The following is a 19,102-nucleotide window of genomic DNA, read 5'->3' as shown; positions in this document are numbered from 1 at the left end:
GTGCATGACGGCCAAGACTCGCAATTCTGCGGAGGCAGTGCTTGCCTTGACGCTGCTGCGCCACCTGAAGGTATACTATATTCTGTATTCAGAATACAGTACAACGGGCGCCAAAGTCAAGCAGCCCGGCATGGCAAAACAGCCAAGCGAAAGATCTGAAGAGGAGAGGTAGCGAGTCAGAAGAAGCCGCTATCCTTAATCGGGGGCAGCCAAGACTAGCCAGTACTCAGAGCGATCAAGGCAGGGCGGAGCGATGGCAAGGGCCTAGTGCTCCTAGCCGCGAGGAGCAACGTCCGCCTTGACCATTACCGATGCTTCTGGGTATACTATATTCTGTATTCTGAATACAGCACACTCTTTACAAAGTGAGAAGGGCGCGCCAAAATAGAGGAGCGCACCGCGGGCAGTCTTGAGGCGAGCCGGGCCAGAGCAAGGCGATGTAAGCAAAGGCGAGCCGCTGAAGCCACGAGGTGCGTCGGGTCTGGTCCTCGCCCCCGGTTCGTGTGAGCGTACAAGTGAGAGAATCAAGCTGTGGCGGCGTAGGCGGGGGCGGGGGAAACCTGGCGAGACCAGCAAGACCAGCAGAACAGGAGCGAGCGGGAATGATGCACTCGGAAGCCGAGACCAACCATCGGCAAGGAGCGGCGGTAGCCACAGTTGTTGATGAGCAATTTGTCAGCGAACTCTTCGACCTGCTCTGGGGGCAAGAGCGCACCGCCACCCCGACCGTTGCCGACTATGCCTACGAGCAACTCTGGAAGCGAGTCATTCTGCTCGGGGGGAGTGAAGAGCAGCGCCTCTCGGACGTGGCTCTTGCCGAGCAACTGGGAGTCAGCCGCACGCCTGTGCGCCAGGCACTGGAGCGACTGGTCCAGGAGGGGCTAGTACGTTCTGATCCGCGGCGTGGCTACTGGACGCGCACCTTTACGGCCCAAGACATTCACGAGATCTACGACCTGCGCGAGGCCCTGGAGGTGCTTGCTCTACGGCTAGCAGCGCCTCACCTCAAGCGAGAGGAGCTGCAGGCTCAGCTTGATGAGCTAGAAGCCATTCGGGCGGAGCTGGCGAGCAATCCTTTTCTGCGCTTTCTCAAAGTCGATCTGCTCTTTCACCTGCTGATCACGCGTGCCTCGCGCAATGGGCGCCTGATTCACTGTCTCTCGGAGCTGCGCAGCCAGCTCTGCATGTTCCAGATGCGCGATAGCTTCTATCCGCGCCGTATCGAAATTGCACTCAACGATCATGAGCAGATCCTGCGGGCCTTACTCGCGGGCAAACTGGACGAAGCTGCGGCCCTCTTAGCAGCCCATATTCGCCACTCCAAAGAAGGAGTCCTGGCCGATATCTTTGCCGAAGAGAGCCAGCTTTCCTCGTAGTCAAGCGAGCGAGGGAGAGCCAGGCCCCCTGGAGCAGTCGCGTCGAGGGCTGCCGGCAGAAACAAGTTTCCATAGACTGGCTCCCGCTGCTGGGGGCGTGTGCAAGCCTGTTCCGCGCCTGTGGTTGGAAGGGAGGGTGAGCGAGGCCAAAAAGCGCGGCGCCAGAGAAATGGCTTGTAAGGGAAGCGAAAGGGGAGAGAGAGGCAGGGGAAGAGGGCCAGGAGGGCAGGCAGGGCTATGTCTGCAGCCACTGCCGTACTCGCAGGGAGGTTGTCATGCCTTCGACTTCGATGGAGACAGCGCAGTCACCAATCATTTGCCTGCGCCAGATTACCAGGCGCTTTCCGGGCGTCACCGCCGTCGCCGAGGTTGACCTTGACATTTACCCTGGCGAAGTTCATGTCGTGGCTGGCGAAAATGGGGCTGGTAAATCGACACTCATGAAAATTCTCTATCAAGTAGAGCGCCCCGATGCTGGCCAGGTCTATCTCAACGGTGAGCCGCTGAGTTTTCGCGGGCCGCATTATGCCCGGGCCCTCGGCGTCGCTATGGTGCATCAAGAATTTGCCCTGGCGCCGCATCTCTCCGTCGCCGAAAACCTCTTTCTTGGACGCGAGCCATTGCGCTTCGGCTTCATTCGCCGGCGCCGCGAGCGGGAAGAGGCGCGCCGTCTGCTGGCGCAGGTTGGCCTTGACCTGGACCCGCGCCGTCTGGTGGCCTCGCTCTCCGTGGCTGAACAGCAGCTTGTCGAGATTGCTCGCGCCATTAGCTTCAGAGCGCGCGTCCTCATTTTTGATGAGCCGACTGCTACTCTGACCGAGCAAGAGATTGCCCGACTCTTTACTGTCATTCGCCAGCTCACTGCCCAAGGGGTGGCTGTTCTCTACATTTCGCACCGTCTCGATGAGATTTTCCAGATTGCGGATCGAGTTACCGTCATGCGCGATGGGCGTGTTGTGGCTACCCTGCCGCGGGCTGAGCTGAGCGAGCAGAAGCTTGTCCAGCTCATGGTAGGGCGCGCCATCACGAATCTCTACCCGCGACCTGAGACCCATCCTGGCCCTATCCGGCTACGTGTCGAAGGATTGAACCGTCGTGGCCTGCTGCATGACTGCTCATTTGAGGTGCGCGCCGGCGAAATCCTGGGTTTTGCTGGTCTCATTGGGGCGGGGCGCAGCGAATTGGCGCGCGCCATCTGTGGGGCTGATCCCATCGACAGCGGACGCATCCTGCTCGATGGTCAGGAGTTGCACATTCGTCGTCCCGCCGATGCCATTCGGGCTGGTCTGGTCTACGTCACCGAAGATCGCAAGCGCGAAGGGTTAGCGCTCGACCTGGGAGTTGATCAGAACATTACGCTGGCCAGCCTGCCCACGCGTCTGGGCTTACTCCTCTTGCGGCGCGAGCGCACCGTAGCTGTACAAGCCTGCCGGCGCCTTAACATTCGTACGCCTTCTGTGCGTCGCAAGGTGCATCTCCTCTCGGGCGGTAATCAGCAGAAAGTGGTCGTCGCTCGTTGGTTAGAGACGCAGGCTAAAGTCATCTTTTTTGACGAGCCGGCGCGCGGCATCGACGTCGGCGCTAAGGCTGAGATGTTTGCCCTGATTGGTCGGCTGGCAAGTGAGGGGCGGGCCATTGTACTCATTTCATCCTACCTCCCCGAGCTGCTCAACATGTGCGATCGCATCGCCGTGATGCGCGAGGGGCGCATTGTCGCCACGCTCTCACGAGGGCAGTTCAGTGAGGAGCGCATCATTGCCCTGGCAACTGGGGCCAGCGAGGTGACTATTCCATGAAGGGATTCCTGAGCAGGAACATGGCGGACGCGGGCGAGTCAGGGATGGAGGCCGGCCTCTCCTGGCGCCGATTACTGCCGGCCCAGGTCTCTGACCTTATTTCTCAATTTGCGGCGGCGGGAGCGCTCATTGTCATCTGTATCGCGCTCTCCATTGCCTCGCCGGTCTTTCTTACCCTCTACAACCTCTTCAATATTGTCTCGCAGACTGCCGTCACGGCCATCATTGCCCTGGGTATGACCTTTGTGATCATTACCGCCGGTATTGACCTCTCTGTCGGTTCGGTGGCGGCTCTGGCCGGCGTGCTCGGCGTCAAAATGATGGTCGACCTGGGCCTGAGCTGGCCGTTGGCGGTGCTTGGTGGTACCCTGGTTGGGGGCCTGGCCGGTCTGGCCAATGGCTTGCTGATTACGCGCGCGCGTCTAGCGCCCTTTATTGCCACTCTTGGCATGATGAGCGTTTCCAGAGGACTTGTCAAGGCCAACCTCAATGATCCCAAGGTGCAGGCCGTGCTCAATCCCAGTTGTCAGCATCCGCCGCTGTGAGCTGAGCCGTCTAGGTCCGGCTGACAAACGGGCGATGGCGGAGTGGACGGAGGCTGCGCTGCTGACCAACTTCCGCCACCGCCCGTCTCGCTTCAAGTGACGACAGAAGGGCCAGCGCCCGGGCCGGGAGAGATGGAGAACAACCAACAGACCCGGGGCGTGCAAGGGCCTGCTCAGGTCCCTGTTGATGTTCTCCCCTGGGCGCTGACCACGGTTGGCCTGTGTTCTTTCAGCCTGCTGTTGTAGCCTCTCACCCTTGTCTTAGCTCTGATGGGAGGCACAAAGAAAGCCGTTACCCGCCGATAGCCGAAAGAATGGATCACAGCCGACCGGAAGGGAGCTACTCCCACTGGCTGACGCTGACTACCGGGGACAAACGTGTCGTGGGCCACTCGACACGGCTGGCCCTTCTGCAGGCTAAACGGATCAGGCTTGTTGGAGTGCTGTACCAGGTAATTGCTCTTTGTTGATCACACCGGCTAACTGCGCTTCATCTGCACATGTCAGCACCTGGCTCTGCCTGCACAGGCACAGGGTCCCTGCTTCATTCGCTCACCAATGAGTGGCTGGATTGACGGCGCGCTCCTCTACGCTGCATCAAGCTTGTAACAAAGCACGGCCACATCGGCGTAAGATAGGCGAAGCGCTGTCCTATCCTCTTGCTCTCAGAGAAGAGGGACGCTTATTAACGCTTCAAGGGCAAAGTGCTAGCCGGCCAGCCAAGCAGTCAGCCACTCCTGACTCCTGACCCTCAGTGACTCTCCAAGTCGCTGTTGCCACACAGCGCTCGTCGCTACTGGACGCGGACCGGTCGCAGTCAGTCAAGTCCGATCACGATTCAGGCGCGAGATTGCCGTTGCGTTGCTTACCGTACCGGCTTCTGCCTCTGCTGGGCTCCTAACTGGGTACTCACTTGGGCTACTGCAGCGGTCAGACCAGATAGACAGAGCTACCCGGCTGGGTGGCCTGTCTTGCAGGCTTACTCAGGGCTTAATCAGGGCCTCATAGTAGTCTGCGCAGTCATCGCAGAGGATGGTCGTCATCTTGGTAATATAGTCACGAGTAGACTGCTGATGCTCAGGGCACACGGGCATCTGGCAGCGCGCACATAGAGCTGTCGCCTTGGCCCCACACACGTAGCATTTCGTTGGATCAACCTTACCGCCCTCGTTTTCGGGGGGGATCTCCGTGATCTGCTCTTCTAACATGGCTCCTCCTTCGTGTCCATGATGACGCGCTGTTTCGGCTCGTTGCACTGACCGACCCGACCGCCCTGCGTCCTGACTGGCAGGCGCAAAAAAAGCCCTAACTCCTATCGTTGTACGCGAAAGACTGCTCTTCTGTCAAGCTGCTGCAAGCTGTACCATGACGGTTCAGCTCAGCCCTCCAGTCTACCGCTGGCCTCACCGGCTGGCGAGCCGCTCTGCTCTCTTCCGGGCACCCCGACGGCTCTCCCGTCTCCCGGCCTTGCGCTCCCGTAACGCTGCACCTGCTGGTTGTGAGTAGGAGGCGCTACGCGAAGGCGCGCCGGGCGCATAGCAAGGTGGTGCGGAGGATAGCGCTGTCGCCGATGTTACCCTCTTATTTTATACCGTGCTTTCAAGCATCCGAGTTTCAGCCTCGCTGAGGCCATAGAGGCGAAAAACCAGGGCGTTGATCTCGGCTTCCAACTGCAGGCGTTGCTGCTCCAGGGCCTGGCGTGCCTCGGCACTACTAGCGGTGGTCAGTTGAGTCTGGAGGGCCATCATGGTCCGAGCGGCGCGAATCAATGGCTCCTGGTACCTGGCCAGGCGAGGCGGCAGGGGGATAGTAGCCAGTGTTGTCTGATTGAGCTGAGGGAACAAGCGCTTATAGGCAGTAAATGTCTTATAGAGGTAATAATCGATGAGACGGCTATTGAGAATAGCGAGCAAAGTCTCATAGGCGAGGCGCTCATCCAGCAAGTGGAGATTATAGAGCGACTGCATCGTAGCCAGGCCAGCGGTCTCCAGAGCGGCCACGCAGCGCCGTCCTGTTTTGACCACCACGATTTTCGGCGCCTGGTAGAAACTGGAGGGCTTCGTCAAAGCAGAGACAAAGCGTGTTGGAGGAGCGATATAGTAGCGAGTCACGTTGTCGCCGGCCAGGATCGGCAGCGGGCCTATCGGAGAGACGTGCCGCTTGCCGATCTCCTCGCCGCGCGAGATGCGGACGTATTGGCCAAGCGGTTCCCCCTCGTGCTCAAGGCGCGCCAGCAAAGCCGCCTCTTCATCACTCACGTGCACAAGCAAGCGATGGCGACTATCCTCCAAGAAGCGTCGACGGCTGCAGAGGGCGCGTGTCTGTACCGGCAAGCCTGGCGAGCTGGAGGCGCTCGTAGAAACTAACGCTGGTACATCGCAGGCGATCATAGAGGGTTGGGCGCCGCGCTCGACGACCAGCACGGCAGCGGAGACACAGGCCCGAAAGACAGGGCCACAATGATAGACGCGCAGCAGGCCCTCATGCAGCAAGGTAGCGCGGGCCTGGCGCGCCTCATCGCGTGCCAGCAGAGCATCGGGGACCACGAAAGCAAAGCGTCCGCCAGGGCGAGTCAGCTTCAGGCCCTGCTCGATAAAGAGCCAGCAGGCGTCGTACTGCCGACGCGCCAACGTAAAGGCCGCCTCCAAGTAAGGGCGGGCCAGCCGGGGGCGCTGCTCACCGAACAGATAGGGCGGATTGCCAATCACTGCATCGAAACCGCCAGCCTCTTGCTGAGCTGACCTCTTGAAGACCTGGGGAAAAGCCGCCTGCCAGTCGAAAGGTGCCAGCTTGGCCAGGGTTGCTGCCTCTGGCATTGGGGCGGAAGCCCCGCCCAGAGCATTGCCGCAGCGGATGTTCCTCCCCAAGCGTGGCAGCAGCCTGGAGATCTGCGCCCGCTCGTGCCAGCTTCCCTGACACTCCTCAAGGAGGAGCAAAAAGAGCGACAGCCGTGTTACCTCGACCGCCCAGCAATCAAGATCAACACCGTAGATCTGGTCCAGCAGGATGCGGCGGCCCTCAGCCAGAGTCAGGCGCCAGCGGCCCTGCTCATCGCGGCGCACCGCCTGTGGAAAGCGCTCTGGTCCTGCTGCCACATACTGCTCGCGGAACCAGGCCAGCAGCAGACGATAAAGGCGTATGAGAAAGGAACCGGCCCCACAGCAAGGATCAAGCACACGCAAGCGGGCCGCGCGTGCAAACTCCCCCTCGCGTTCAAGCAGCGCCGCCACGCTATGGGCAAGGATATAATCGACGATCGGAGGGGGGGTATAGTAAATGCCATCGGCCTTCTTAGCCGTCCGTTCCTCACTCAAAACCAGGTGGCCAGAGGCGTCCGTTGTCAGGGTCTTCTCCAGAAAGTGCTCATAGAGGCGACCGAGCGCAGAAGGCGAGAGGCGGGAGAAATCGCACGGGGCCGTGGGAGGATAGAGCGCCTGCAGCAGCCGGCGCAGCGTCTCATCATCCACCGTCAAGGTTGTCAGTCGCTCCTCAGTTAAGAGCTGGCAAGAGCTGGGTTCGCCTCTTGCCACTGTATGCCTTGTCGCTGGTGGTCGAAGGCAGAAGAGACTAGAGACATAGCGCCGCGCCGCAGTCTGAAAGCGCCGCTGCAAACGTCTATAGATCTGCCGTTGCTCGCTCAACTGGCGCAAGCTCCCCGCGGGTTCCAGGCCGCGCTCCTCACAGAGGCGGAGAAACAACAGGCGCGCTAGCAACAGCAGCGCGGCCCGATCGAGGTCCTCAGGCGTCAGGGTCACATTGCACCTGACCAGAGCTGTACTCAGCCACAGGCGCCACTCCATAGCCGCGCGCAGCAAAGCCTCCTCTGCTGCCGAGCGCTCCGCATCTTCTGCCGACAGAGAGGCCATCAAAGCTATCGTCGAAAGGAGGGCCGACGACTCCCCCCCAGGTCCAGGCTCAAACAATGACTGCGAGAGGCCTTGCAGCACGCCTTGTTTTTCCTCCTTCTCGCGATCCGAGCCGAGGGCAGCGAGCGAGACCCTGTCTTTCAGTGAGCAGGCACCCTATCAGCAAGCGGCCAGTTCCCGATTGTCTTAGCTCTGGCCTCGCCTCGCCTTGGAGTCGGCACGAACGAGCGGGCGAGGCGACGCAGCGAAGCGGTGCCGGACCGGGGCGACCAGCCGCCAGAGCTGGTGCCAGGCTCCGCTTAGAGGCCCCTGGCACAGGACCAGCCAGTGGCGGCGGGCAGCCTAGGCAGCTAGCGCCCACGACGGGCCTGAGCGCGGCGAATCAGCGCGTCGGCGGCCACGGCGATCACCAGGACCACGCCCTCCACCATCTCTTTCACATCGGTGCCCTGGCTCTTCAAGTCCAGACCGTTTTCCAGGCTGCCGATAATCAGAGCGCCCAGAATCAACGACCAGACCGAGCCTTTGCCGCCAAAGAGGCTTACGCCACCAATCACCGCCGCAGCAATCGCATCCAGCAGCAGCGTCGGATCAATCTGGCTGGCTACTGCCAGACCGCGCGAAGCTGCCAATACGCCACCGATTGCCGCCAACGTTGAGCACATCGTAAAAACTGCCACGCGGATGAGCGGCACATTGATACCTGCGCGTCGCGCAGCCTCGGCGTTGCCACCGACGGCATAGACATAACGACCAAAGGGCGTCTTCGTCAGTAGGAGCCAGCAAAGCAGGATCAGCCCGATCAAGAAGACTACTGACTGAGGCACACCCAGGTAGGATTCAAAGAGGGCCACCGCCCCCTCAACGATGACTGTGACGATGACAATCTGCAGCAGCAAGCGTGGCAACGGCTGCGTCCGTAGGCCTGCGCGCTGGCGACGCACATAGTTGAGCACCACAAACCCAATATAGAGCAAGAGCACCAGCGTTGGCAAGCCGATGCCCAAGGCATCAGGCAGGTAGTTATTCGCCAGCGAGACAATGAAGGCATCATGGATAATGAGGGTGCTCTGTCCGGCGAGCAGGTACAAGAGCAGGCCGGAGTAGCCGATCGAGGCCGCCAGTGTCACAATAAAAGAAGGGATGCGGACGAAAGCGACCAGTAGTCCATTGATAAAGCCGGTAATGGCGCCTGTGATCAGCGCTGCCAGGATAGCCCAGCCCGCCGGCACGCCGTGGCGCTCGACCAGTACGCCCATTACCACTGCACAAAGCGTGCTTACTGCCGCCACCGACAGATCGATCTCGCCCAACAGCAGCACCAGCGTGCTACCCAGGGCCAACACGCCGATCTGCGTAATCTGCAAGACCAGGTTTGAGAGATTGCGCGGCGTTAAAAAGAGACCATTGGTCGTCAAAGCAAAGTAGGCCGCGATGACCAGCAACGTCAGCAGCACAGGCAGAAAGCCCAGATCAGTGCGCAGGAGCTGGCCCACCGTGGGACGCGGCAACCTGGAGGGCACCTCGACGCTGGTCGCCGGCGCTGGTTGCTGCTGCTTCACAGCTTCACTCATGACTGTAAACCTCCTCCATTTGCACCATTTGCGTCCACCTCAGCGCCAAACTCTGCGCCGGTGATGGCCGCCACCACGCGTTCAGGCGTTGCCGACTTCACATCGAAAGTCGCCACACGTCGACCTAGACGCAGCACGATTACGCGGTCCACGACCTCGAAGACATCGGCCAGATTATGGGAGATCACCACGACCGCCAGGCCCTGCTCACGCAAGCGCTTAATCAGATTGAGCACCTGGCGGGTCTGAGCCACTCCCAGGGCCGCCGTTGGCTCATCCAGGAGCACCACGCGGGCCTGACGCAAGATTGTCTTGGCGACCGCGATCGACTGACGTTGACCGCCCGAGAGCAGCGAGACCGGCACGCGCACCGAGGGGATCTTGACATCGAGCACGCTGAGCACACGCAGCGCCTCGCGCTCCATCTCTATCTCAGAGAGTACGGGCCAGAGGTCAAGCTCCTCATGCCCGAGAAAAAGATTGGCGACCACATCGAGATTATCGCAGAGCGCCAGGTCCTGATAGACGGTCTCGATACCGAGGCGCGTCGCCACACTGGGGCCGGTGATCTTGACTGGCGTGCCCTCCAGGAAGATCTCACCGCTATCGGCCTGCTCGACACCTGAGATTATCTTGACCAGCGTCGATTTACCGGCGCCATTGTCACCCACGAGGCCGACGACCTCGCCGGCATAGACTTCAAAATCGACGTTCGAAAGGGCCTGTACAGCTCCGAAAGCCTTGCTAATACCGGTCAGGCGCAGGCGTGGCTCAGCAACGCCTGTCTGGCCGGGCCGAGAAGGAGCGGCGGGTGTGCTAGTAAAAGAACTGTCTGTCATGTGGCCTCCACAGTGAGAGAACTAGTGACACACACGCGGCTCATCGGCGAGCAAAGGGAGAAAGGCAAGGAAGACAAGCCGACCACGTGGCCAGCCAAGCGGGCGCCCCTGCTCGCCGATGAGCTGGTGATCATGCCCGTTTCGCCTGCCGGTGATTCACGCCTGCGATTGCTGTCTGTACTGCTATTATATAGCAGTGCCAGGATCAAGAGCAGTCGGAATCACTCAGCGGCAGGCGGCCAGGGAAAGGAAGATTAGCAGATACCTCCGGTCCCAGGCGGGAGACCCTGACAGATTTGCTCTTTAGTCACAAAGCCGTCGGCCAGGACCGTGGAAGCGATATTCGACTTGTCGACGGCCACAGGTGTCTCCAGGACCGACGGAATATTGCCACCATCCTTGGTCTTGGTATGGCCATTGACGAGGGAAGAAGTATCCTGACCCTTGCTGATGGCCGCCACGAGCTGGGCGGTGGCGTTCGCCTCCTTATTGATGGCCTTATAGACCGTCATGGCCTGCTCGCCCGTCAGGATATTCTGGATGCCGGCGACAGTGGCATCCTGACCGGTAACCAGGACCTTCTTATCCAGGTGCTGGGCCTTGAGGGCGGCGATGACCGAGTTGGCCATGCCGTCATTAGCCACGTAGGCGATCTGGATATTGTTCTGATTGGCGGTCAGAGCCTGATCCATCTCGGTGCGGGCGGTATCGTTATCCCAGCCAGGCGTATAGGTCTCGTAGACCAGCTTCAGCTCGCCGCTCTGGAAGAGCGGGTCAAGTGCCTGGTGGGCGCCCTGGCGGAAGAGGATCGCATTGTTATCGGTCTGCGAGCCGTTGATCATCACCACGCGGTCGCCCTTGTGATGATGCTGAACAATGTACTGACCCTGCAGGTAGCCCACGCGCACGTTATCGAAGGAGACATAGTAGGCCAGGTCCTTGGACTGGATCAGGCGGTCGTAGGCGATAACAGGTACGCCCTGCTGCTTGGCCTTGAGGACGATGGCGGCAGCCGCATCGCTATCGACGGCGCCCACCACCAAGATGCAGTCGCCGCGCGTCAGGTCGGCCTCGGCCTGGTTGAGCTGCTCATCCTTGTTGCCCTCGGCATTGTTGTAATCAACCGTGGCGCCGGGCAGAGCCGCCTTAATCCCGTTGATCAGGGCCGGCTTATCTTTGGCGTCCCAGCGCTCCGAGGTAGCTGTTTCCGGCAGCAGAATGCCAATCTTCATACACCCTTTGCCATTGGCAGCACCGGCGGAGGTGCCGCCAGTGCTGCCGCTGCTTCCGCAGGCGGCCAACAGGAGAGATAAGAGCAGAGTAATGGCGATAGCAGCGAATCTGCTCTGTCGACTAAATAACCTCATTGTTCGCACCCTATCCTTTCGTAGAGAACTCTAGGCAATGAGCTAGGCACCATTGCTTGAGAGCAAGGCAGGCGGCGGGTGAGGATAGAAAGCTACCTGCCTCACTAAAGATGACTCCTCGCTGCCCCCAAGGGGGTAAGCGAGACGCGCCGACCTTGGCTGTGACCACGGCGCTTGTGTCAGGCGCATGAGCCAGATTGCTGCGCTCATGCATTTGTCCGTTTGTTCGCTCTTATGTCTGTCCTCAGTTAAAGACAACCTGGCCTGCCAGGTCAGGGAGGAAACGCCCTGTTTCCTCTCCTGTCTGCGAGGAATAAGTAACAGCCAACCTCCTTTCATCTCGCCAGTCGCGGGAGGCGGAGCGACCGAGCCGAGAGATTGCCGTAGCTCGCTCGGTCGGTCCTCCTGGTCGCAGCGCTCTCTGAGGCTATGACCAACGGCCCACGTTAGCGGCTCACTGGGCTACGGCGACCGGCGCTGCTAGCCGAAGGCGTTGTTGTTGCCACGGCTGGGCGCTCGCTTTCACTGCGGGCCGCTGCCTCCTCACGGGCGATCAAGATGCGTTCCCAGGCTTTAAAGAAAGGATAATAGAGCACAGCGGAAACAGCGAGGTCGAAAAACTGCAGAAGGCTACCACGAATGTCGCCTCCAGTCGCCACGAACCCGCTGATTCCGATGGGAACAGTAAAGGGCTGCATGACCATCGGCACATGGACCAGGCCGAAAGAGAAGGCCAGGTAATTAATGGTGACGATGGTCACGGGAACCAGCACGAAGGGGATCATCATCAATGGATTGAGCGCCATGGGAACCCCGAACGTCACTGGTTCATTGATATTGAAAATCGCCGGTCCCAGCGCGACCTTGCCGACGGTGCGCAACTGGGCCGAGCGAGAGCGTAGCATATAGATCACCAGCGGCCAGGTAGCTCCTGAGCCTCCCAGGTGAGCGAAAATATGGAAGAACGGTTCGGTGACGATGCCGTGGGCGTGAGCGGGACCGGCGGCGGCATTGGCGGCCAGTGTACTGAACCAGAAGGGGGCCGCGATCGCCGTCACAATGTTCATACCGTGGATGCCCACCGACCACAGCAGCATCATCAAGATGATCTCCAGTAGTGCCGCCGGATAGCTATCCTGGACCACTACCAGCGGCTCAAAGACCTTCATCAACAGGATCGGCAGCGTTAACTGCAGCGTCACGCGGTGGCCGCTGCTGTCGGTCGTTGTCACCGTATGCGAACTAACGAACCACTCCAGCAGCCAGATCGCCGTGATGAGCAGTACAGCAGGTACCAGAGCCTCAAAGGCGCGCTTGACGTTGGCGGGCACGCTCTTCGGCAGGCGGATGGTGAAGCGGGAGCTACGGAACCAGCGCATGACCTCGCTGGTGAGAATGCCGATCAGAATAGCGATGAGCAGTCCCTGACCGCCAAGGTAGGGCAAGATGGTCCCCAGCGTGAGGCTATTAAGGTTGGTCACCGGCATGCTGGCTATCAGGAAGAGGACCATCGCCAGGACGCCCGGCTGCACCGGTTCGGTGCGCCGGTACTGGGCGACGCTGTAGGCGACGCCGAAGGCCAGGAAGAGCGCCATTAGCCCAAAGGACAGGTTGAAAGGCACCAAAATGGCATTCTGAATGCCAGGATGGGCCTGCAAAAACTGGGCAAAAGCTGGGACAGGCGGATTGGCAATGATCAGGAAGATGCTGCCTGCTATGATCAGCGGCAGCGTGAAGATGATGAAGGCATCTCGAATAGCCTGTAGGTAGATATTGCTGGCGAGCGCGCTCAGCGGCGGCACCAGATAGCGCTCGAACCAGGCGCTGCCCTTCTCTATCATCACGTTCATGGCTGTGCCTGACCTTCCTGCGTCCCTTGCAAGAGCAAGAGCACTTGCTCCAGCACGGCCTCACCGTTCATCGTTGCATAGTGAAATGGCTCGATCAATGCCACGGGCTTGCCGGCTTCCTGCGCCAGCTTCTCGATGCTCTTGCGCAGATGGCGAATCTGCGGAGCAATGAGTACGACGTCACATTCATCCAGCCGGTCCATGTATTCCCCGGCGCTCAAAGCCTCGACGCTGAGTGTGTAGTTGCGTGCCGCTGCCGCTTCAAGCATGCTTTCCACCAGCAAACTGGTGGACATGCCCCAGCTGCAGACAATCAGGACTCGGATCATGCTCGCTCCTTCCCGCCGCACGCCGGTGCGCAGGCTGCCCTCTCCCGGCCTGGCTCTTGGCCTCCTCGCTCGCTGATCTGCCGCCAGCACTGGCGTAACGCCGCGTGTCCTTCGTTCGGCCAGAGGTGCTGCCTGGAAGATAGGGCCTCCTAGTTCACCACCGCGCTGCGGGGTCACTCTTCTCTTTAGCAAGAACTATGCCAGAAATGTGTGTAGCACAGATAGCACACTAGCGGGGCGCACCGCCTGGGGTAAGCCGCGCTCACTTCTTCGAAGGCGGCAGGACCGAATGGGTGTGGAGCACCAAGCGATCATGGTCAGCACGCCCCTGGCTCCCTCATGAATGTCGCTCGCTGTAATCAGAGGACATACTCCTCTCTTTCGCCCTTATTATACGTGGCCTGCCGGGAAGTTGCTGCAGGGGCCAGGGGCGCGCTCAACCTGACCGAGGGGATGGTGAGGACAAGAAGCGGGGGCTCAGGGACGAGCGGCGAAAATGTCGAGCTGACGTAAGATGCAGACAATATTGTAAGCTTCTTCATCGGGTAAGAAACGCCCGACTTGCTCACCGAGAAGCTGTAGAGCATGGCGGCAAATAGACAGATCGCGGGCAAACTGCTGCTCAACCTGGCGGCGCACTGCCTCGCTGACCAACATGCCTTTGTAGGGGACACCGCGCTCCAAGATACAGGCCAGATGCAGCATCAGCCCGGCCAGGACCTCCATAGGAAAGCTCTCGCCGACCTCGACTTCGATCAGCTCGATCATGCGGTCCAGCAGTGGCATGACGCGCGCCGGGTTAAGAAAGATCATACGCTGACTGAGGGTCTCTGTGAGCTGGCGCACCAGGTCAGTGCGGCGCGAGAAAAGCTGAACTGGTCGGGGTTGGGACTGACTGCCGTGCCCGTCGTAGTCGGCTTGGGCCAGCGGTAGGCGAGCGGGTGTGCTGGCCACCGGCAACTTGAGCGCTGCAGTCTCCTGGAGTTGCTGAGCGCCTTCGGCCTGCAGCAGAGCTGGATCAATCAAGGTCTCGCCGAGCAAAGTGCGCAAGCGTGCCAGGCCGTCCCCAAAGAGCAGATCGGTCAGTGGGATAAAAGGATAATCGTCCAGATGCGGATTAATCGTGCCTACGACGGCGATCACTTGGCGATTGCCGACCAGTTGCTGGATATCCTCGCGCGTCTTATACGACAGGGTGATATCCATGCAGAGGATATCGATCCCCTGTTCACGCAGGCCAGGTAAGGCATCGTTGATCAGCTCGGCGATCTTTGTGGCGCTGCCGAAGCCGGTCAGGCAGACCGAGAGAATGACGCGCCCGGCCTCACGGCTGCTGCGTCCTGAGCCAGCGGCTGAGGTGGAGAGAGGCTCGGTGTGGCGCTCACGACTGCCGCTGCGGTTGCTGATCGCGCGTGTCATCGTCAAGCTCTCAGCCAACTGATCAAGGCTCAAGTCACCTGAACGCTGGGCCCGGCGCACCGCCTCGATCACCAGTGGGGCACTGACATCGGAGACCGCGCGCACACGGACGCCGGTCTGTTGCTCGACCAGCTCGCTGAGAGAAAGCAGAGAGACGAAGTCAACGAGTAGCAAGACGCCGGCTCCCTGGTCGGCGACACGTACCCAGCTAGCTACCTGGGCCACCAGCTCGTCGGGCGACTGTTCAAGTGACAGCTCAACCCAGCGTACCGTCCTGACGCCGACCAGCGTATTGGCCAGCTCTGCCAGACCAGCGGCGATGCCGCGCCCATGGGCTGCGACCACGATACCAACGCCGGGCTGCTCGCTGCTGAGCAGGCTATCGGCGTGAGCCAGCAGCACGGCCAATACATCCACCTCGCTCTCGGGCAGAGGGGCCTGGAGGGCGCCCCGGAGCTGAGTAAGGGCAGCGCGCGCTACCTCATATTCGCGCGGATAGGTCTCAGCGACTGATTCGATGACTGAAGCTGGGACCTGGTGACCACGGGCCAGGTGCTCCAGCGTGCTGGTGACGTGCATGGCCAGCACCAGGGCAAGTTTCTCTGGCAGGTCGCGCTCCAGACGCTCGGCGGCGTAATCAACGACAGCGCGGCAGGCGGCGGCCACCTGCTCGTCGACCAGATGAGGAACTGCCTCCTGGCGGGCGCGTGCCACCTCGTCGGCGAAGCGTTGGAAGTAGTGCTGAATCTCTAGCTGGAGTAGACGGTTGACCTCACTATCGGTGAGGCCGCTGCGGCGCAGTGCGCGGATCTCCTGGCTGATGGTCTCGTAGAGATCGCGTGCTGAGTGGGGCAAGACGTCAAGGCTAAGGCCAGTGGGGCTAAAGATATGGGTGACCTTGAGGACATCCAGGAGTGGCTCAAGGGAGCGCTGGAGCTCGGCGGTGCGCAGCAAGCCACGGCGCACATGGTCAGGCAACATGCTGACGTCAATGTGCAGCTCGCTCAGGTTGTGCGTACGGTAGTCCAGGTAGGCGCGCGCGCACAGCAGTTGAATGTCGGTGCGCAGTTGGCCGATGTTGCCGGGGCACTCGTAGAGGAGAAGGGCCTGGATGACCTGCGGTTCAACGTGGATATTGGCGCCAATGCTGCTGCATTCGGTGGTAAAGAAGGCACGGATGAGAGCATAGCGCTCCTGCATTGAGCGCTCAGCCAGGCCGGGCAGCGTAATCAGCATAGGAATGCGCCGGCGGAAGGTTGGCAGCAGTGCGGTATTGGGGTCCTCGGTGGTGGCGGCGATAAGCAGAATGCTGGCCTGGCGCTCCTCAACGTCGCCGAGACGGCGGAAGCGCTCGCGATCCATCAGGTAGAAGAGCATCTCCTGTCCCTCGGGGGGGAGACGATGCACTTCGTCGAGGAAGAGGACGCCCCCATTGGCCTGCTCGACGAGGCCTGGGCGATCACGTTCGGCACCCGTATAGGCGCCGCGGACGACGCCGAAGAGGTGGGCCATCAGCAATTGGGGGTTGCCGGCGTAGTCGGCGCAGTTAAATGAGACAAAGGGAGCGTTGGGCGGCAAAGCGCCGAATTCGACGGCAAAGGCATGCATGAGGCGGGCAAAGGTTGTCTTCCCCACACCGCTAGGACCACAGATGAGCGTGTGCAGCCCGTGGGGCGGATAAAGCATTGCCGCCTTTGCCTGCTGAATGGCGACTTTCAGTCCTTCGTCGCTTCCAACCAGCGTTTCGAAGCTGGTAACTATGGCTCCACTCTGCATGGAGGCCACCACCACCGGCAGCTTGTTAGGAGCCTCCGATCTGACCAGCCTTGGCAGGTCTGGCTGGCGGCTGCTTGCCGCTGCCGCTGCCTGCGATTCCCTGGCCGACTGTGGCTGGACTCCGACCGACGACGGTGGCGGTTGGGGGGCGAGGCTCCTGATGGTAAACAGGACGGGGCGGCCCGGAATGCGCTCGACCTTCCCCTCCTGAGCTAACTGGTTGAGGTCACGGCTGGCATTTGTGCGGTCAATGGCGGCGCGTTCTGCGACTTCTTCGGCGCTGAACCCTCGCTTGCGCCTGAGCGCCGTGCCTTCGGGGGCTGCAGCGGCCTCCGCACACATGGCGCGCAAGATTTCAAAGACGCGATCTTTGCGCAGCAAGCGATGTCTTCCTTCTGACTGACCAGCTCAGCGGTTCTTCTGTCTGCTCAGTGTTCAGTTTAACATCACTTGCCCGTAAATACAACCGGGCGGCATTATTGTCCCGGAACAGGGGTGGGCTAGGGACTCCCCTGGCCTGTTGTTGTTTGTCATTCTCCGCAGAGGTTGTAGAGCTGCCTGAGTGCCGAACGGAAAGCGGGGTCTGTTGGTGAGACATTGTGATCCGGTGTGATGACGACCATCAGTTCCCAGCCGGACACTGTTGGGAAGCGTTTCACGGTATAGCGCCAGTGCCTTTGTTGTAGTGCCTGAATAATGGCCGGCCTCGTATTAGACTGGCGTACAAAGAGCAGTAGGGCATAGTGGGCGGCGTGGAGTACGCGCTGACTATATTCCGGCAGGCGCGCGCGTGGCTCAGTCACCAGGATCTGCTGATTTGTGATGAATGTAATGGGGTTACCGACCCAGGCCGTCGCCAGGGCGTAGCTGATATGCTCTTGGCGAAGATAAGCGATGATGGGCGCGTAATCGCCCGGGGCCTTCACGCAGCCGGAGGTTTCGAACGTATTATGGGTGTTGGCCACGACGTAGGCCGAAAATTGTGTACTGAAGTAGCAGGCCAGCAGGAGGAGCGGGAGAGTGGGGCGTAGCAGTGACTGCCAGGCTGGCCACTTGCTGACTGGTTGTGGCGTCAGTGACCTGGCTGGCAGAGCGGTGGCGGGTGAGGCCGGGCTGCCAGGCGAGGACTGGCTGTCAGTCGCGGCGGAGCCGTACCAGCAGAGAGTGACGGCTGATGCTAGGAAGAATGGCAGAACGATAACTAGCGGCACTACATAGCGTCCAGTCAGGTCCCACGGTCCGCAACCCGAGTAGACGCTAGCCACCGCCAGTGGATCGAGGCAATAGATAAGCGTCAGGCAGAGAGTGAAAAGGAGGGGCAGCAGCGTCAGGCGGCGCAGGCAGAGCAGCGTGGGCCGAGGCCAGGCCCATGAGAAGAGGGTGGCGCTGCTGGCCAGGGCCATTGCCAGGCCATTGATGACTAGCCCTGGCGTGAGAACTGCGGGATGGTTCTGGCTCACATAAGGCTCTGTTGGCAGGGTGCCGCCTATGACACGCGGCGCGATACAGCGGGCGTAGAATGTGACGACTGCGCGTAGGATATGGAGGCGGCTGCCGGGGGCGGAGATAGGATGTCCTCCATGTAGCATATAGAGGAAGTTTTCCCAGCCGTGCTGTGCTCCATAGATGAGTGCTGGCCCCAATCCCAGTAGCAACGGTGGTAGCGCTGCTGGGGCCGTCAGCAGGCTCGCCTTGAAGAGGACCCATTGTTCCCTGTTGTCCTGGTGATCCGCTGCCTTCGTCTGCTGTCGGAGGTGGGGCCGGAGGATCTGCCAGAAGCAGCCGGAGAGCCACAGGGCCATTGTGGCCAGGGCGTAGACGATCAAGGGATCGATCCAGAGGCCCAGGCCGGTGAGCAGGCCGATGCCTGCCCAGCGCCAGGCTAGCTCACCTCGGCTGGCGCCCTGATGCCAGCGCTGCGTTAGACGCAGCGTGGCCCAGAGCAGCCAGAGCATCACGATCATGGCCTCGGTATAGCCGCCGTAGGAACGTAGTTCCAGGACAGTATCGTAGAGAGGGGGTAAAGCTGCGATAGCTGTCGCCACTGTCAGGAAGAGCCGGCGCGGACCTGCGCGCAGGCCGGCCTCGCTGGCGAGGGCCTCGCCAAAGTGCCAGGTGAGCCAGACGAGGAGCAGTGAAGTACAGCTCATGGCAATGCGTAGGACTAGCACCGAGGGTCCGGCGACAGCGAAGAAAAGCGCGATGATGTAGGCTTCCAGGCTCCCCATATAGGGCTGTCCGTAGTAGTAAATCGGCCACTGGCCGTCCAGGATGTTCTCCGCCTGGATGCCGGTGAGTGCCTCGTCTCCTTCGATGACCGGGTTGTGACGAATCGCCAGAAAAAGGCGCACAGCCAGCGCCAGTG

At 60.7% G+C, this 19,102-nt stretch carries 11 protein-coding genes and 1 pseudogene; 3 read left to right on the top strand and 9 right to left on the bottom strand.

Annotation, left to right across the window (positions count from 1 at the left end):
- The first annotated feature begins 602 nt into the window (after positions 1-602).
- The 3 genes from IRZ24_RS06020 (at position 603) to IRZ24_RS06010 (ending at position 3,717) form a co-directional block, all read left to right on the top strand.
- A complete protein-coding gene (locus tag IRZ24_RS06020; RefSeq protein WP_297161174.1) occupies positions 603-1,376 on the top strand; it encodes a GntR family transcriptional regulator in 774 nt (257 codons plus the stop codon).
- 275 nt (positions 1,377-1,651) lie between these two features.
- On the top strand, positions 1,652-3,172 hold the full coding sequence (locus IRZ24_RS06015) for a sugar ABC transporter ATP-binding protein (RefSeq protein WP_297161172.1): 1,521 nt from the start codon (positions 1,652-1,654) through the stop codon (positions 3,170-3,172).
- 20 nt (positions 3,173-3,192) lie between these two features.
- Complete coding sequence (locus IRZ24_RS06010; RefSeq protein ID WP_297161170.1) at positions 3,193-3,717, top strand: ABC transporter permease; 525 nt, start codon at positions 3,193-3,195, stop codon at positions 3,715-3,717.
- Positions 3,718-4,700: 983 nt separating this feature from the next.
- On the opposite strand, the gene IRZ24_RS06005 is transcribed toward IRZ24_RS06010, so the two are convergent.
- The 9 genes and pseudogenes from IRZ24_RS06005 to IRZ24_RS05965 all read right to left on the bottom strand — a co-directional run.
- Complete coding sequence (locus tag IRZ24_RS06005; protein ID WP_297161168.1) at positions 4,701-4,925, bottom strand: hypothetical protein; 225 nt, start codon at positions 4,923-4,925, stop codon at positions 4,701-4,703.
- Positions 4,926-5,303: 378 nt separating this feature from the next.
- Positions 5,304-7,664, bottom strand: coding sequence for a TaqI-like C-terminal specificity domain-containing protein (locus IRZ24_RS06000; protein WP_297161166.1), 2,361 nt, complete (start codon positions 7,662-7,664; stop codon positions 5,304-5,306).
- A gap of 269 nt (positions 7,665-7,933) precedes the next feature.
- A complete protein-coding gene (locus IRZ24_RS05995) occupies positions 7,934-9,157 on the bottom strand; it encodes a hypothetical protein (protein ID WP_297161164.1) in 1,224 nt (407 codons plus the stop codon).
- The gene (locus IRZ24_RS05990) at positions 9,154-9,996 is read right to left on the bottom strand and encodes an ATP-binding cassette domain-containing protein (RefSeq protein WP_297161162.1); all 843 of its coding nucleotides are present in this window, start codon (positions 9,994-9,996) and stop codon (positions 9,154-9,156) included. The genes IRZ24_RS05995 and IRZ24_RS05990 overlap by 4 nt, the downstream gene beginning before the upstream one ends.
- A 254-nt stretch (positions 9,997-10,250) precedes the next feature.
- Positions 10,251-11,363, bottom strand: a complete 1,113-nt coding sequence (locus IRZ24_RS05985) for a sugar ABC transporter substrate-binding protein (protein WP_297161160.1) — start codon at positions 11,361-11,363, stop codon at positions 10,251-10,253.
- Positions 11,364-11,809: 446 nt separating this feature from the next.
- Positions 11,810-13,213, bottom strand: a complete 1,404-nt coding sequence (locus IRZ24_RS05980; protein ID WP_297161158.1) for a PTS transporter subunit EIIC — start codon at positions 13,211-13,213, stop codon at positions 11,810-11,812.
- A complete protein-coding gene (locus IRZ24_RS05975; RefSeq protein WP_297161156.1) occupies positions 13,210-13,542 on the bottom strand; it encodes a PTS sugar transporter subunit IIB in 333 nt (110 codons plus the stop codon). The genes IRZ24_RS05980 and IRZ24_RS05975 overlap by 4 nt, the downstream gene beginning before the upstream one ends.
- Positions 13,543-14,019: 477 nt before the next feature.
- Entirely contained in the window at positions 14,020-17,118 is a 3,099-nt protein-coding gene (locus IRZ24_RS05970; RefSeq protein WP_297161154.1) for a sigma 54-interacting transcriptional regulator, read from the bottom strand.
- 149 nt (positions 17,119-17,267) lie between these two features.
- Positions 17,268-19,102 (bottom strand): annotated as a pseudogene (locus IRZ24_RS05965) (hypothetical protein); the annotation flags it as partial.

The organism is Thermogemmatispora sp. (assembly GCF_019683755.1).
Taxonomy (GTDB): Bacteria; Chloroflexota; Ktedonobacteria; order Ktedonobacterales; family Ktedonobacteraceae; genus Thermogemmatispora.
Note: the sequence above shows the minus strand (reverse complement) of the source record. Positions and strands in the feature narration are given on the sequence as shown.